Below are 15,022 nucleotides of genomic sequence, written 5' to 3'. Positions count from 1 at the left end.
TGGCGTGAAAGCGCACGGCCGGATGGGGCTCAATTGGATGGAACCGGTCGCTTACGAAAACCGGGCCCGACATGCGCCCTTTTATGAATTGCGATGATGACAGGACCGGGGCGGCGACAATGGATTTCAGAAACGGTGATGCAGGCCATGATGCGGAAGTTCCGACTGGAGATGTTCAGGTGAGCAGCAGCGACCTCGACACGGCAACCGCACCCGATGGCGCGCTGGAAAAGGCGGGCGAGGTGCTGGCGAAAGCCATGGCGGACGCGTCCTCCAAAAAGGCGCTGTCGTCCAAGGACGTGGCCGAGCGCCGCTTCACCATCGTCACCGATCCCGCCCGCGATGCCAAGCTGACCGAGTTCGGCAAGGAAACGCTGCAGGACCGTTACCTGCTGCCCGGCGAATCCTATCAGGACCTGTTCGCCCGCGTCGCCGATGCCTATGCCGACGACCAGGAGCATGCGCAGCGGCTTTACGACTATATCTCGAAATTGTGGTTCATGCCCGCGACCCCCGTGCTGTCGAACGGCGGCACCGGGCGCGGCCTGCCGATCTCGTGCTATCTGAACAGCGTCGACGACAGCCTCGAGGGCATCGTCTCGACCTGGAACGAGAATGTGTGGCTCGCCTCGCGCGGGGGCGGCATCGGCACATACTGGGGCAATGTGCGCGGGATCGGCGAGCCGGTCGGCCTCAACGGCAAGACCAGCGGCATCATTCCCTTCGTGCGGGTGATGGACAGCCTGACGCTGGCGATCAGCCAGGGTTCGTTGCGGCGCGGCTCGGCGGCCTGCTATATCGACGTGCACCACCCGGAGATCGAGGAATTCCTCGAGATCCGCACCACTACGGGCGATTTCAACCGCAAGGCGCTGAACCTGCATCACGGCGTGCTCTTGACCGACGAGTTCATGGAAGCGGTGCGCGACGGAGCCGATTTCGACCTCAAGAGCCCCAAGGACGGCTCGGTGCGCTCGACCGTCAGCGCCCGCGCCCTGTTCCAGAAGCTGGTCGAGGTGCGGCTGCGCACCGGCGAGCCCTATTTCGTGTTCTCGGACACGGTGAACCGCATGATGCCCAAGCATCACCGCGATCTGGGGCTGAAGGTTTCGACCTCGAACCTGTGTTCGGAAATCACCCTGCCCACCGGCAAGGACCATCACGGCAAAGACCGCACCGCGGTGTGCTGCCTGTCTTCGCTCAACCTGGAAACCTGGGACGAGTGGAACGGCGACAAGCGCTTCATCGAGGACGTGCTGCGCTTCCTCGACAACGTGCTGCAGGACTATATCGACCGCGCGCCGGAGGAGATGGAGAACGCCAAATATGCCGCCGCGCGCGAGCGTTCGGTCGGCATGGGCGTGATGGGTTTCCATTCGTTCCTGCAGTCCAAGGGCATCGGGTTCGAGAGCGCGATGGCGAAGGCGATGAACCTCAAGATGTTCAAGCACATCAACGCCAAGGCGAACGAGGCGTCGATGATGCTGGCCAAGGAGCGCGGACCGTGCCCCGACGCCGAGGAAATGGGCGCGATGGAGCGCTTCAGCTGCAAGATGGCGATCGCGCCGACCGCGTCGATCAGCATCATTTGCGGCGGCACCAGCGCCTGCATCGAACCGATCCCGGCGAATATCTACACGCACAAGACGCTGTCGGGCAGCTTCGTGGTCAAGAACCCCTATCTCCAGAAGATGCTGGCGGAAAAGTCCAAGGATTCGGCCAATGTCTGGAACTCGATCCTCGAACGCGGCGGGTCGGTCCAGCATCTCGACTTCCTGACGCCCGAAGAAAAGGCGGTCTTCAAGACCAGCTTCGAGATCGACCAGCGCTGGCTGCTCGAATTCGCGGCGGACCGCACGCCCTTCATCGACCAGGCGCAGAGCCTCAACCTCTTCATCCCGGCCGATGTCGACAAGTGGGACCTCCTCATGCTGCATTTCCGCGCGTGGGAGATGGGGATCAAGTCGCTCTATTACCTGCGGTCGAAATCGGTGCAGCGCGCCGGTTTCGCAGGCGGGGTCGAGGCGGACAACACCATCGACGCAGCCAAGTACGAGCTGAACACCGGCGAGACCGATTACGAGGAATGCCTCGCCTGCCAGTAGACGGACCCGGCGCGAAAACGCGGGCTTTAATCGAGACAGGGCAAGGCGCTGTAGTGCCTTGCCCTTTTTCGTGTTGGCGAAGAACGCCGCGCCAAGTGACCTATCGGTGATGTCGCAGGGTGTCGGAAGGGTTCTCGCCAAAAGCCTGACGGTATTTCTGCGCGAATGTGCCGAGGTTCGAAAAGCCGCAGTGAATGCCGATCCCGGTCACGGTCATGCCCGGTGCCGGGCACATCAGCATGTCGCGCGCGTGCCGAAGCCGTACCCGGTTCACATAGACCATCGGTGAATAGCCATAGGTGCGCCTGAACAGGTGAAACAGGCTGCGGGCGCTGGTCTGCGACGCGACCGACAATGCCTCTATCGTGAGCGGTTCGTTCCAATGCGCTTCGATGAAATCCACCGCGCGCTTCACCTGCCAGGGCGCAGCCGCGCGGGGCCTGCCGCGCAGCAGATGGCTGTAGTTATGCTCATAGGCTTCGAGATAGGAGACGAGGATCGCCTGCTCGAGTTCGGCAAGCATCAGCGGTGCGAAGTCCGCCATGCGATTGTCCAGTTCGCCGATCAGCAGGCGGACAAGCCTTGCCTGCGCGGCCAGCAGGTCTTGATTGCCGCTGGGCCCCGCCATCATGACGGGCGGATCGACCGGCTGGCCGATCATGGCGGCAAGCTTGGCCGAAAGCACATTGGGGGCGATCCGGAGCGCGAGGTGGCGGAAGCCGTCGCCATATTCGAGTTTCATTTCGGTGCCCGGGCCTGCCGCCGTGCCGTAATCCTTGCCGACGATGACATCCTTGCCCAGCGCGGAGACATTGCCGCTGCCCGACAAGGGGATGCCTTGAACGAAGCAGTCGAACTGGTCCATGACGACGCTGACGGGTGCGCCATAGTCGAGATATGTCAGGCCGATCGACGACAATTGGCAGCTGTTGATCACGCCGCTGAACTGGCGGCTGGAATCCGGCAGATCGAAATGCCGCACGGCGAAGCTTGCGCCCAGCCACTGGCTCACCTCATCCGGGTCGCGCGTTTTCAGCACGCCGTGTCCCCCAAGAAAATTCAACGACAGCCCCCTTGCCACGCTGGTGATCGCAATCGTGTCGTCGGCCCACTCCGACGACGGTTTTTGCAGTATCCGGACAATTGCTTCCTGTAACCTTATATCGTGCTGTCCACTTCGCCACTATTGAATGCGCGTCCGCCACAGAATTGATGCGGATAGCGAAACGCATCCGCTGTATTCCTTTACGAATATGCGGTGGCGGCGACGCTGAATGCTGGCGTGCAACCTGATCTTCCCGGTGAAGTCTATGCGACACGAAGCGCCGGCGAAGTTTGTTCGGAAATGGGATCGCGGGTTGTGGGTAGTCCAATCAGGCGGATCGTCCTGGCAGACGGTCATGAGATGATACGGCTTGGCGTCCGTTCGATCCTTTCGGCCCATCCTCACTGGCAAATCGTGGGGGAGGCTTCGAACGGGCGCGACGCGCTCGACCTCATCAGGTCCGCAAGGCCCGATATCGTCATCGTGGATTATTCGCTGTCTGCCATGAACGGGCTGGAGCTGACCCGCACGGTCAAGAAGGAACTGCCGCGGACCGAGATCCTGATCTTCACCATGCACGACCGCGACGATATCTTGGCCGAGGTTCTGCTGGCGGGGGCGCGCGGATATCTTTTCAAATCGGACACCAGCAAGCAGCTCGTGAACGCGGTCGAGGCGCTTGCGGTCAATCGGCCCTATTTTTCGGGCAAGGTATCCCAGACACTGCTCGACCGGTTCGTCCAGATGGCGTCGCGCGATGGAACGGCGGGGACACTGACGCCGCGTGAGCGGGAGATCGTGCAACTGATCGCAGAGGGCCAGCTGAACAAGCAGATCGGCGCTATCCTGGGTATCTCAGTCAAGACCGTCGAGACGCATCGAGCGGCTGTCATGCAAAAGCTCGAGCTCAAGAATTCGACCGAGCTTATTCGTTACGCGGTGCGCAATCACATCATCGAACCGTGATGCCGCCGGGTTCCCGGCCATCCGAGAAACCCAGCCTTTGAGTAGTGCGGTGCCGCCTTTCAGGACGTCATCGCCTCCGCAGCTCCGCTTCGCGCCGCACGCTCGCGCTGCGTTTCCAGCCGCCGAGAAGCAGGAAAAACCCCGCAAAGGCCGAGAAGGCGAGCCAGCTGCCGACGATCTTGTGTGCTGGCCAGGCAAACTGGGTGCCGTGCTCCATTGCCTGCTGGATCCGCATGAAAACACGGCAGGCAATGTCCAATGCCGCCACGAGCAGTATGGCTGCGACGCTTTTCAGGTTTAGCCGTTCGATGCTGGCGCCGATGACATAGAAGCCAATCATCCAGATCAGGGAAATCATGCTGTTTCGCATTCAGCCAGGCGGGAATCGCACAATCATCGCAGTTCGGGCTTAAGGAAAGATGATGGCCGAGGCCGCGTGCCTGCCCTTTGATGAGCCACCGGGTCGGCGATTCCTGCCGTGTCGTGCCTCTCGGTCCGGCCACGACTGAGGCCGAGGCAATATGCCCCGGCCTCCTTCCTGGTCCGCAGGAAGAACCCGTGAACCCGCGTTGCCGCCGTTACCAGCCGAACTGGAAACCGGCACGCGCGCCGACTTCTCCGCTGTCGAAGCCGACGCCCACCCCGGCGGACACGGATGCGGCCGATCCGACGCGCGCCGCGAAAGCGGCGGTCCCGGCGGTGCGCTCTCCGTAATAGCCGAAGCCGCCCGACACGCCGTAGCTCTGACCCGGCATGATGACGGGCGAATCCATCGCCAGCGCCATCGCCACGCCTTCATTCGCCTTGCGAATATCGCGCCGGTTCTCGTCGGCGAGATCGTAAAGCTCCGCCGTCTGTCCCTGCAGCTGGGTGATCGCCATGGAGTTCATGCCGATGGCGCTCGAATTCGCGGAAATGGCGGCCGAGTTCATCTGCACATCGTTGAAGCTGGCGAGCCCCGTCAGGCCGGGCGTGGTGCTAAGCCCGATGGTGCCATTGCTGTCCGCCGTCACGACCGAGATCGGCCCCGTCTGCGACGCCGTGCTGGCATCGAGCGAGGCGATGACGACCTGCCCGTCGTTCGCGGCGGTCGCGCCATTGCCGATCGCGACCGAATTGGTCCCGCTGGCCGAGGCGAGATTGCCGATGGCAACCGATGTCTCGCCCGAAGCCGAAGCCGCTTCGCCCACAGCGGTCGAGCGGGTGCCCGATGCATTGGCAAGATGGCCCAGCGCGGTTGCGCGTTCGGTGGCGGCCTGCGCGCGCCAGCCATAGGCGGTTGCGCCCGGACCCATCGCCTGCGCCTGTCCGCCGACCGCCGTGGTCGAAGGACCGGTGGCGATGGTCTGCATCCCCATGTCGCCGTCGCGATTGCCGCCGATGGCGATGGAATCGCCGCCTTCGGCCAATGCGGTGTTGCCGATGGCGATGGCATTGCTGCCCGAGGCGACCGCGTCTTCCGCGCCTGCAAAGGACTGGTCGCCCGAAGCCGTGGTCTGGTGGCCGACCGCCGTGCCCATCGCGCCCGTCGCCTGCGCCTGCCAGCCCAGCGCGGTCGCGCCCGGCGTGGTCGCCACGGATTCGCCGCCGACCGCGGTGGTGGAATTGCCCATGGCCAAGGCCGTGTCGCCGACCGCGAGGGCATCGATGCCGTTGGCGATCGCTTCATTGCCGATGGCGGTGGCGTTGTCGGTCTGCGCGTCGGCATTCTCGCCCACCGCGACGGACCTCACGCCCTGCGCCGTCGCCAGATGGCCCAGCGATGTGGCGCGTTCCGCCGTCGCCTCCGCGCGCCAGCCATAGGCGGTCGCGCCCGGCCCCATGGCCTGCGCCTGCCCGCCGACGACCGTAGTGGAGGGACCCGAAGCCACCGTCGGCGCGCCCATCGCGCCGTCGCGATTGCCACCAATGGCGATGGCGTCGTCCCCCTCGGCCAATGCGGTGTTGCCGATGGCGATGGCGTTGCTGCCCGAGGCGACCGCGTCTTCCGCGCCTGCAAAGGACTGGTCACCCGAAGCCGTGGTCTGGTGGCCGACCGCCGTGCCCATCGCGCCGGTGGCCTGCGACTGCCAGCCCAGCGCGGTCGCGCCCGGGGTGGTCGCCACGGACTCGCCGCCCAGCGCCACGGTGGAATTGCCGGTGGCCACGGCTTCATATCCGATTGCTGTCGCATCGACGCCGTCGGCGCTTGCCTCGCTGCCCAGTGCCAGGCTGCCCTCGCCATTGGCGGCGGCATCGGTGCCGCAGGCCAGCGCGCCTGTCCCGGTGCCGGTCGCGCCCTGCGCGGTCGCATCGTCCAGCAGGCATTCCTCTGCCGCTGCGGGCAGTGCCAGCATGGCGATCATTGCGCCGGCGCTGACGGTGATGAAGCGGGCTGCGCGCCCGTTAAGATGGCTTGCCATGTCGATTGTTCCTCTTCCTTGTTTCGGACCAGTTGGCGCGCGCGTGCGGTCCGCGATCAGGAAGTGGGCAATATGAAACCGGCATGCCCGAACCCTTCGCTGTCCCCGGCGGCAACGCCGCGTCGATGGCGCGGAATTGCGCGATCGGGCGCAGTTACGAAGGCAAACCCGTCATGGATGCAGGAAAAGGGGAAAAAATATTGCGTGAAAGCCGGCGGGCCAGCGGCGTCAGACGCGGTCGAGCGTTCCGGCCAGCACGATCGGCGGCGTCGGCGCCTGATGCGGCGCGGTCGTCTCATCCTCGAAGGTGACGGCCAGCGTCGCGCCCGGGACCAGCAGACCGGCCTGCTCTGCCGAGAGGCTGCGTTCGGTGCTGCCCGCCTGCGGGATCAAGCCGAGCGAAACGGGCGCGCCATCCTGCGGCACGACCCAAAGCTCGGGCGCGGTGCCCGGCTGCGCATCCAGACCCTCGATCGAAAGCGACAGGCGGCCCGATGCGGGATCGACCACGCTGGCAAGGCGCATCACGCCGTCCTCGCCCTCAAGCTGCGCGATCAGCACCGGTTGCGGAGCCGGAGCCTCGGCAGGCGGTGCGACCGGCGCGGGTCCCGGTGTCGAGACGTAGAGTGCGATGGCCGCCGCTGCCGCGCCCAGCCCGGCGAGCGCCGTGGCAATGCTCCAGCGCGAAGGTCCGCGGTTTTCGCGCGGCGGCGGCAGGCGGTGGATGTCGGCGCCCTGATGACCGTCGGCATTCAGCCGAAGATCGATGGCGCGCCATACGCCGTCCGACGGTTCGACACTGCCGACCTGTTCGGACAATACGCCAAGCCGATGCCGCCACCATGCGACCTCGTCCGCGAAGGCGCGGTCCGCCATGCGGCGCTGCGCTTCGGCCAGCGCCTCGCCCTCCAGCACGCCCAGCGCCATCTCGCCCGCCAGCATGTCGGGATCGCCGCCTTCGGGGCCGGGGCCTTCGGGGCCGGTAGGGGGCATGTCGTCACTCACCGCCCAGGCACCCCTTCAGGCTGGCAAGGCCGCGGCGGATCCAGCTTTTGACGGTGCCCAGCGGAGCGCCGATCCGTTCGGCCAGCTGCGAATGGCTGAGGCCGTCGAAGAACGCGAGGCGGATGGTGCGGCGATGTTCGTTCTGCAATTGCTCGATACACAGGCGGACGCGTTCGTGATCTTCCATGTCGCACAGGAAATCGTCGGCGGCGATGGCGTCGTCCTCGATCTCTTCCATCGCCTCGGCAGGGCGGGACACGACGGGGTCGCCGCGGCTTTCGCGGCGGGCACAATCGATGGCCGCATTGCGCGCGATCACGCACAGCCATGTCACGGGGCTGGCGACGGCAGGATCGAAGCGGCCCGCGCGGCGCCAGACCTTGACATACACGTCCTGCAGAACGTCTTCCGACGTTTCCCGGTCGCGCACGATGCGAAGGATCACGCCGAGCAGCTTGGCCGAGGTCATGTCATAGACGGTCTTGAGCGCGGCGCGGTCGCCATGGGCGACCTGTTCGACCGCCGCGGCCAATGCCTGGCGTCGCTGCGCCGACCCGTCATCCCCCCGGTTCATGCGCCGAACCTATACGCATTGCGCGCCGTGGCAAGCCGCATTCGATCAGGCGAGGGTGAGGGCGAGGGCGAGGGCGAGGGCGGGGGGCACGCGCTGGACCAGCCACCAGCTTCCGCATAGCGCGATGCCGACCGCCGCGGCGGTGCGATATTGCGAAAAGCGGGGCCTGCGGGCCAGCAGCATCAGCGGCGGAACCGCGACCGCGAGCACGGCCAGCTGGACCAGTTCGATGCCCAGATTGAAGCCCAGTAGCGACGGCAGGTTCTGCGCCATTTGCGCATCGGTCTCGGCCAGCAGCGTCGCGAAGGCGAGGCCGTGTATCAGGCCGAAGCCTATCGAAACCCATGCCTCGCGCCCTGGAAAGATCGGGCGGATCGCGTGCACGGCGGTCAGTATGACCGAAAAGGCAATGGCCGCCTCGACCGGCGCGGAGGGCAGTTCGATGGCGGTCAGCCCGGCCAGCACCAGCGTAGCCGAATGGCCCAGCGTGAAACCGAGGGTGATCCGGACAAGCCGCGAAAAAGTGCCGCGCATCGTCCGGATCCCGTCCCAGCGCGAACCCCGCGCGATCAGCGGAGCCGCCAGCAGCAAGGCCAGCAGGAACAGCAGATGATCGTATCCCTCGGCAATATGGATCGCGCCCAGCGAAACCGCGCTGGTAAAGGCGGCCCATGAGGAGGGCACGGGATCGACCGCGATTTCCTGCCGGTCATGCCGCAGCGCGCCGATGACGCGGCTGTCGCCTGCCGATTTCACGACGACCAGCGCGAAATGGTCGGGCACTTCGTCGATCACGGCGGACCAGCGCAGGACGAAGCGGCCCGGTTTCGGCGGCGTCGGCGTGAAGCGGACGCGCGCCAGCAGATCGGGCGGACCCTGCACCTGCGCGAAACGCAGGCTCTCGATCTGCCGCGGCCATGGATCGCTGTCCGCGCCGGACAAGGCGAACCGGTCCGACAGATAGGCGCGCGCGGCCCGCAGAGACGCCGCATCGCCGGATACGCCATTGCCGCTGGCATAGGCATATTCGGAACGCGGAATGATGATGTCGGCGACCACCTCGTCCGATTGGACGGTCAGGGTGATCTCGCTATTGGGCGTCAGATGCGCGAGGGCGGGCTGGGCGAACAACGCCAACAGCATGGCCGCGATCAGGCACCACGCGGTTCTTATCCGTGACCCAGCCATGCAAGCCTCGCTTCCGGTGTGAATATACGGGGGTTTATCGCCAGCGCCTGTTCGCGCGCCTTGGCAGCAGCCTCGGCATCGCCCGCCATCGCGGCGGCATTGGCCATCGCGGCATAGAGCGTCGCGCTGCGCCACCCTCCGCGCTCGGCGGCGGCCAGTTCGGCGCGGGCGGCCTCGATCTCGCCCACGGCCATAAGGGTGTTGGCATAGAGCAGCCGCGCCTCGCCATAGGGACGCGCGTCCAGATTGCGGCGCGCGAGCACCCTTGCGCGCTCGGGCGATCCGAAGACGAGTTCGTGTTCCGCCGCATGCGCTGCCGCTGCGTCCGGGGCCTGCTGCATGCGTTGCTGCCAGATCGCCCCCGCCCGCTGCGCCCATGCCCGGCTTTGCGCGCGCTCGCCCCGGCTGCGATACATCATCGCGAGTGCGTCCATCGCTTCGGGCGCATCGGACAGTTCGGCCGCCTCGGTCATCAAGGGCAGCGCGCGCGCCATGTCGCCGTTCAACGCATGGGCTTCGGCCAGATGGGCCTTGGTCAGCCAGTATCCGGGAAACAACCCATCGGCCGCCCTGTAGAAGGCGAGCGCCCGCCCCCAGTTGCCCCGCGCGCTTTCCGCCGCGCCGATGCGCAGCGCGAGGCGGGCGCGGGTGAAGGGCGTGGCCCGCGGCCCTGCCATTTGCGCGAAAGACATGATGGCGTGATCGTACTCGGCTCGGGACAGCGCCAGCACCGCCTGCCGCCATGACTGGTCTGCAGCGGGATCGCTTTCGCGGGCGCGGCGGTAGAGCTGGTCGGCCAGCGCCTGATCGCCGCGATAGAACGCGATATCGCCGCGCATCGCCATCACTTCGGCGCGGTCGGACCGTGATGGCGGCACCGCCTGACCCATGAACACCGCCAGTTGCCGCTCTGCCAGCGCAAGATCGTGCGCCTTCATCGCGGCGGATGCGCGGCGCAGGCTGGGACCCGATCCCTCGGGCGCGAGCGCTTGTGCATCGGCCAGTATTTGCTGCGCCCGTGCAAGGTCTGCATAATCGGCGGCCAGATCGAACCGCGCCAGCAGACCCGCCGCCAGCGTCTCGGCGCGCAGCCATTCGCCTTGGCCGTTGGACACACGCTCTTCCCCCAGCGCGATGCGTCTCTCGGCATCCTCGATCATGGCCGGATAATCCGCCGGGCCGAGCATGGGGCCGGACAGGACCGATGGCTGGATGTCGATGTTCGTCGGCGCGGCTTCGCCCGGCACGCCGGTCCTGCCTTCCAGCAGGACGGCGGCCCCGACCACCGCGATCGGGGCAAGAAGCAGGACGGCCGCGCGCGGGAACATCACGGACCGCCTGCCCCTTGCCCCCGATGCCGTCATGACCGATGCCTGCTGATGGGTAGCAGTCAATGCATCGCCTCCGGCATCAACTCTCCGATCAGCTTTCGGGCATCGCGCATGGCGTCAGGCCAAGGTCGATCAGATCGTCGGCCAGCGCGTTGGTAAGCCCGGTCAGCTGCTCGGTGAGCTCGGGTACGAAATCGCCTGCCGCATCGTCGGCGGGATCGGCGTCGTTATAGGCGGTCTTCACGTCCGAACCGATCAGCGCGGTGGCGACGGCGGGCATGCCCATGCGGTCGACACGGACATAATCGCCCGGTGCATCGGTGCGGAAGTCAAAGCCGCTTCCCCCCGATGCCAGCGGCGGATTGCCTTGCGGTGCGGCCAGATAGGGGAAGGCGGGATTATACTGGACGTCGTTGCCCGGCGGATTGACCGGAACCTCGGCCAGCGTGGTCGGGCTGTGCGTTCCAAGGTCGAGGAAGATCACCGCCAGCGTCACGTCGATGACCGGATCGGGAAGGCGGCGACCGTTCGGAAAGCCCGAGGGCGCGGACAGGTCGAGCGTCAGCGTATCCGGCACGATCAGATCGGCCACCGATACGCCGGGCGCGACTTCCTGCGTCAGGCAGGCGGTCACGTCATAGGTCGTGGTCGGTGCCGGCGTCGGCGCCGGGGTGGGTGCGGGCATGGGCGAGGGGGCCATGACCGGGTCGTCGTCCATGCGGTCATTGTCGCTGCATCCGGCCAGCGCCATCGCAATCGCAACGGGGGCAGCCATGGCCAGCTTTAACGTCGGGCGGGTAAAATCGGTGTTCATCACAGCTGTCCTCCGAAACGTGCGGTCGTGGCCCAGACATCGATCGGGTTTGCGCCATTGGCGATGCGATCGCGGGGAATTTCGATGACCACCGCCGTCAGGTTCTGGCCGGCAAAGAAATCGCGCGTGCTGTCGAACATCAGCGTGCCGGTCGCCGCCGTGTCCTTGAAGCCCTGCAGGTCGAAGAAGAACGGATCGTCGAACAGCCCCGCCTCGACGCGGACGCCGTCCTGCGAAAGCACCTGTTCGACCGGTCCGCTCAGCGCGCCGGTGACGCCGGGCAGATTTTCGACCTGCACGCCATAGGTTCCGTCCGCATCTCCGGGTGCGAAACGGATGCGCAGCGGAATTTCCGCATCGGTCCGCTCGCCCGCGTTCGAGATATTGATGGTGTAGAGCACGTCGCGGTCGTAGGTCGCCGGCTCGCTGGTGGCCTGCGGCCCCGCGAAGGTCAGCGCCAGAACGACCGAGCTGTCGGTGTGAAACGCATAAAGATCGGCGATGTCGGCGGCCCTGTCGGGCGTCGAATCCACGCTGGGATCGGTTCGCGCGGGCGGGTCGAGGTGGTCGGCCGCCATGCCGCCCAGCCCGGGTAGGACCAGCGCCGCGCCGGCGGCCATCGCCAGCCCCGCGCCCGCTATCGTGACTTTCTTCCAGTTCTGCACCGCATTGCTCCCTCTGCTGCTTTGGCGATGCATCGCGGGCCGTCCGGATTGGCGCCCATGGATGTGTCGCGGGGGAAGCTACGAAGCCGGGGCGCGAGTGGATGCAGTCTGCCGAGAATAAATTTTCGCGGCGTCGGAATGTTCGGGGCGCCGCGCTGCACTGGCACTGGCACAGGCACTGGACGAATGGCGCCAAACACCTATATACCGGCCGGTATGGAATGCTCCGATCTCAACACGAAGACCAAGGGCCGCCCGCGCGAGTTCGATCCCGACGTGGCGCTGGCAGCGGCGCTGCGCGTGTTCTGGCAGCAGGGCTACGAAGGCGCGTCGCTCGCCATGCTGACCGATGCGATGGGCATCGCAAAGCCCAGCCTGTATTCGTGCTTCGGCAACAAGGAAGCGCTCTTCAAGCAGGCGCTCGACCTCTATGAGCGTGAGAAGCTGGCCTATATCGGTGCCGCGATCGAGGCACCGACCGCGCGCGGCGTGGCCGAACGGCTCTTGCGCGGCGCGGTGGACACCCATGCCAATGCGCAGGATCCGCAGGGCTGCATGGGGGTGATGAGCATGATCGGTTGCAAGGCCGAGGATGCCTCGATCCGCGACCATGTGATCGAACGGCGCAAGTCTTCCGAAACCGCGCTGATCGAACGGTTCGAGCGTGCGAAGGCGGAAGGCGACCTGTCCCCCTCCGTCGATCCGGCGACGCTGGCCCGCTATATCATCACGGTCATTCAGGGCATGCAGGTCCGCGCACAGGCGGGCGCGCCGCGCGAGGAGCTGGAAGGCATCGTGGACATGTTCCTGGCCGTCTGGTCCGACCGCTAGGGCCGGTCGCGGCGCAGAAAATCCCGCCCGATTTCAATCGCCCGAAAAATAAATTACCGCCTGGTACAGAAAGCGCATTGACTTTCTGCTGCGCCGCAATAGATACCGTCTGGTACATAAACCTGCCATTCATGTCTGCGGCCAGCCGGAGAACGCGATGCACACTGCCCCTGCGCCGGCGATGACCGGCTAAACCCCCGGCCCGGTCCAGCGCCGGGCCGCCTTTCAAAATCGAGCATGCTTCGTGTCCGGAAAACCGTTTTCCGGGCCGGGAGACATGCGTCCCGTTTCATGCCGCCCGGGCGCAGACCGCGCTTTCGGGAACCGTCAGCCGCGTGCCCGGCCCACGCGCAAGAGGTAAGCCATCATGTTCCTTCCCGAAGAACATTCCCTGTCGCTCATGGCCCCGGCCAAGGCTGCGACCGCCAATCCGGCGGCTGATCCCGCCGCTCCCGTCCTGAGCGCGCTGGAACGCCGGGTGGTCGAAATCGCGCGCACCGACGCGCTCGACACGCTGAAACCGCGGCGCAAGCACGGATGGCTCGTCCGGCTTTTCATGGGGCGGGAACGGGCCTCGCCCGCGCTCGCCAACGAGACGCTGGAGGCGGTCCGCCGACTGGCCGTGACCGCCTGGCACCGCGAAGCGAACCCGCCCGCCCGCGCCATCGGCGAAGCCAGGGCCATCAGCGAAGCCAGGGCCATCAGCGAAGCCAGGGCCGCCGGGCTCAGCCGCGACCAGATCGACGAAATCCTCACCATCATCCGCCGTTCGTTCGGCGCCCGCATTGAAAAGACTGCCCCATGACCATCCAGACACCCCTCGACACGTTCCAGACCCGGATCGGCGAAGCCCGCGATAATCGGCCCGCCCGCCGCCCGCGAAAGCGCGCTCTGGCTTTCGCCGGACTGGGCGCCGCCCTGCTCGCCGGGCTCGGCTGGCATTTTCTTGGCGGCAATTCCGCCGAGGCCGCGCCGCCGCCCGTACCGGTCGTCACCATCGCCAGCCCCATCGTCCGCGAGGTGACCGAATGGGACGACTATATCGGCCGTTTCGCGCCCAGCGAGATGGTGGAGGTCCGTCCCCGCGTGTCGGGCGCGATCACGGCGATCCATTTCCGCGACGGCGAGTTCGTCCGCAAAGGGCAGCCGCTGTTCACCGTGGACCCGCGCCCCTATCGCGCCGCGCTGGCCGAGGCGCGCGCCGATGTCGCCGCCGCGCAAAGCGCGCTGGCACTGGCGCAATCGGACTATGACCGCGTGGCCGGGCTGACCGGCGACGAAGCCATGGCCGAAAGCGAGGTCGAGCAATTGCAGACAAGCGTGAGTTCCGCCCGCGCCGCGCTGGCGGCGGCGAGGGCACGCGCCGACCAGCGCGCGCTCGACGTCGAATTTGCCACGGTGCGCGCGCCGATCTCGGGCCAGATCTCGGACCGGCGCGTCGATGTCGGCAATCTCGTCTCGGGCGAGAACGGCGCGGGGGCGAGCCTGCTGACCACGATCAACGCGCTCGACCCGATCTATTTCACCTTCGACGCGTCCGAGGCGCTTTACCTCAAGACCCGGCGGCAATCGGATGACGGCGACGAGGCAGGCCGCGTACAGGTGCGCCTGCAGGACGAGGCCGATTACCGCTGGGAGGGCAGGCTTGACTTCACGGACAACACGCTGGACCCGAATTCGGGCACCATCCGTGCCCGTGCGGTCTTCCGCAATCCCGACGGGTTCCTGCGGCCCGGCCTGTTCGGCGACATGCGTCTGGCCGAAGCCGGGACTGCCAGGGCGCTGCTGGTCCCCGACGCCGCCGTCCAGTCGGATCAGGCGCGCAAAATGGTTTTGATTGTCGGCAAGGACGATGTCGTCACGGCGAAGCCCGTCGAACCGGGACCGCTGGTGCGGGGCCTGCGGGTCATTCGCTCGGGCCTTTCGCCAAATGACAGGGTGGTGATCTCGAACTTCGCGGCGGCCGCCGCCGGTTCGAAGGTCGACAGCAAGCGCGGCCGAATCGCCTTCGCGGCGCAAGACACGTCCGCAACGCCTTCGCCCAGCGAACCCGCCGCGGCGCAGGCGACCATCGCCGAATAGGCGCGCGCGCCTCG

14 protein-coding genes are annotated in these 15,022 nt (G+C 66.3%); 5 read left to right on the top strand and 9 right to left on the bottom strand.

Annotated elements, in window-relative coordinates:
• The first annotated feature begins 119 nt into the window (after positions 1 to 119).
• A complete protein-coding gene (locus AC4FIJ_RS06175; RefSeq protein WP_490335835.1) occupies positions 120 to 2,105 on the top strand; it encodes a ribonucleoside-diphosphate reductase subunit alpha in 1,986 nt (661 codons plus the stop codon).
• 100 nt (positions 2,106 to 2,205) lie between these two features.
• On the opposite strand, the gene AC4FIJ_RS06170 is transcribed toward AC4FIJ_RS06175, so the two are convergent.
• On the bottom strand, positions 2,206 to 3,168 hold the full coding sequence (locus tag AC4FIJ_RS06170; protein WP_490335834.1) for an AraC family transcriptional regulator: 963 nt from the start codon (positions 3,166 to 3,168) through the stop codon (positions 2,206 to 2,208).
• Positions 3,169 to 3,450: 282 nt separating this feature from the next.
• On the opposite strand from AC4FIJ_RS06170, the gene AC4FIJ_RS06165 reads away from it, so the two are divergent.
• Positions 3,451 to 4,116 carry a response regulator gene (locus AC4FIJ_RS06165; RefSeq protein ID WP_490335833.1) on the top strand — a complete coding sequence of 222 codons (666 nt, stop codon included), beginning with the start codon at positions 3,451 to 3,453 and terminating at the stop codon, positions 4,114 to 4,116.
• A gap of 67 nt (positions 4,117 to 4,183) precedes the next feature.
• Here the strand turns inward: AC4FIJ_RS06165 and AC4FIJ_RS06160 are convergent, their stop codons facing one another.
• From AC4FIJ_RS06160 to AC4FIJ_RS06125, 8 genes are all read right to left on the bottom strand, one after another.
• Entirely contained in the window at positions 4,184 to 4,474 is a 291-nt protein-coding gene (locus tag AC4FIJ_RS06160; RefSeq protein ID WP_490335832.1) for a hypothetical protein, read from the bottom strand.
• Positions 4,475 to 4,694: 220 nt separating this feature from the next.
• On the bottom strand, positions 4,695 to 6,518 hold the full coding sequence (locus AC4FIJ_RS06155; RefSeq protein WP_490335831.1) for a hypothetical protein: 1,824 nt from the start codon (positions 6,516 to 6,518) through the stop codon (positions 4,695 to 4,697).
• Between the two features lie 228 nt (positions 6,519 to 6,746).
• Entirely contained in the window at positions 6,747 to 7,523 is a 777-nt protein-coding gene (locus AC4FIJ_RS06150; protein WP_490335830.1) for an anti-sigma factor, read from the bottom strand.
• Positions 7,516 to 8,097, bottom strand: coding sequence for a sigma-70 family RNA polymerase sigma factor (locus AC4FIJ_RS06145; RefSeq protein ID WP_490335829.1), 582 nt, complete (start codon positions 8,095 to 8,097; stop codon positions 7,516 to 7,518). Before AC4FIJ_RS06145 ends, AC4FIJ_RS06150 begins: the two co-directional genes overlap by 8 nt.
• A gap of 45 nt (positions 8,098 to 8,142) precedes the next feature.
• The gene (locus AC4FIJ_RS06140; protein ID WP_490335828.1) at positions 8,143 to 9,285 is read right to left on the bottom strand and encodes a HupE/UreJ family protein; all 1,143 of its coding nucleotides are present in this window, start codon (positions 9,283 to 9,285) and stop codon (positions 8,143 to 8,145) included.
• Positions 9,267 to 10,613, bottom strand: a complete 1,347-nt coding sequence (locus AC4FIJ_RS06135; RefSeq protein WP_490335827.1) for a tetratricopeptide repeat protein — start codon at positions 10,611 to 10,613, stop codon at positions 9,267 to 9,269. Before AC4FIJ_RS06135 ends, AC4FIJ_RS06140 begins: the two co-directional genes overlap by 19 nt.
• A 94-nt stretch (positions 10,614 to 10,707) precedes the next feature.
• The gene (locus AC4FIJ_RS06130) at positions 10,708 to 11,430 is read right to left on the bottom strand and encodes a DUF4331 family protein (RefSeq protein WP_490335826.1); all 723 of its coding nucleotides are present in this window, start codon (positions 11,428 to 11,430) and stop codon (positions 10,708 to 10,710) included.
• Positions 11,430 to 12,095: a DUF4331 family protein gene (locus tag AC4FIJ_RS06125; RefSeq protein ID WP_490335825.1), complete on the bottom strand. Its 666-nt coding sequence runs from the start codon at positions 12,093 to 12,095 to the stop codon at positions 11,430 to 11,432. The genes AC4FIJ_RS06130 and AC4FIJ_RS06125 overlap by 1 nt, the downstream gene beginning before the upstream one ends.
• Positions 12,096 to 12,281: 186 nt before the next feature.
• On the opposite strand from AC4FIJ_RS06125, the gene AC4FIJ_RS06120 reads away from it, so the two are divergent.
• The 3 genes from AC4FIJ_RS06120 (at position 12,282) to AC4FIJ_RS06110 (ending at position 15,008) form a co-directional block, all read left to right on the top strand.
• On the top strand, positions 12,282 to 12,926 hold the full coding sequence (locus AC4FIJ_RS06120) for a TetR/AcrR family transcriptional regulator (RefSeq protein ID WP_490335824.1): 645 nt from the start codon (positions 12,282 to 12,284) through the stop codon (positions 12,924 to 12,926).
• A 367-nt stretch (positions 12,927 to 13,293) separates the two neighbouring features.
• Positions 13,294 to 13,731 carry a hypothetical protein gene (locus AC4FIJ_RS06115; RefSeq protein ID WP_490335823.1) on the top strand — a complete coding sequence of 146 codons (438 nt, stop codon included), beginning with the start codon at positions 13,294 to 13,296 and terminating at the stop codon, positions 13,729 to 13,731.
• Positions 13,728 to 15,008: an efflux RND transporter periplasmic adaptor subunit gene (locus tag AC4FIJ_RS06110; RefSeq protein ID WP_490335822.1), complete on the top strand. Its 1,281-nt coding sequence runs from the start codon at positions 13,728 to 13,730 to the stop codon at positions 15,006 to 15,008. The genes AC4FIJ_RS06115 and AC4FIJ_RS06110 overlap by 4 nt, the downstream gene beginning before the upstream one ends.
• Positions 15,009 to 15,022: the final 14 nt, after the last annotated feature.

This window comes from Croceicoccus sp., assembly GCF_983967925.1.
The sequence above is the reverse complement of the archived record's forward strand: the minus strand, read 5'-3'. Positions and strand labels throughout refer to the sequence as shown.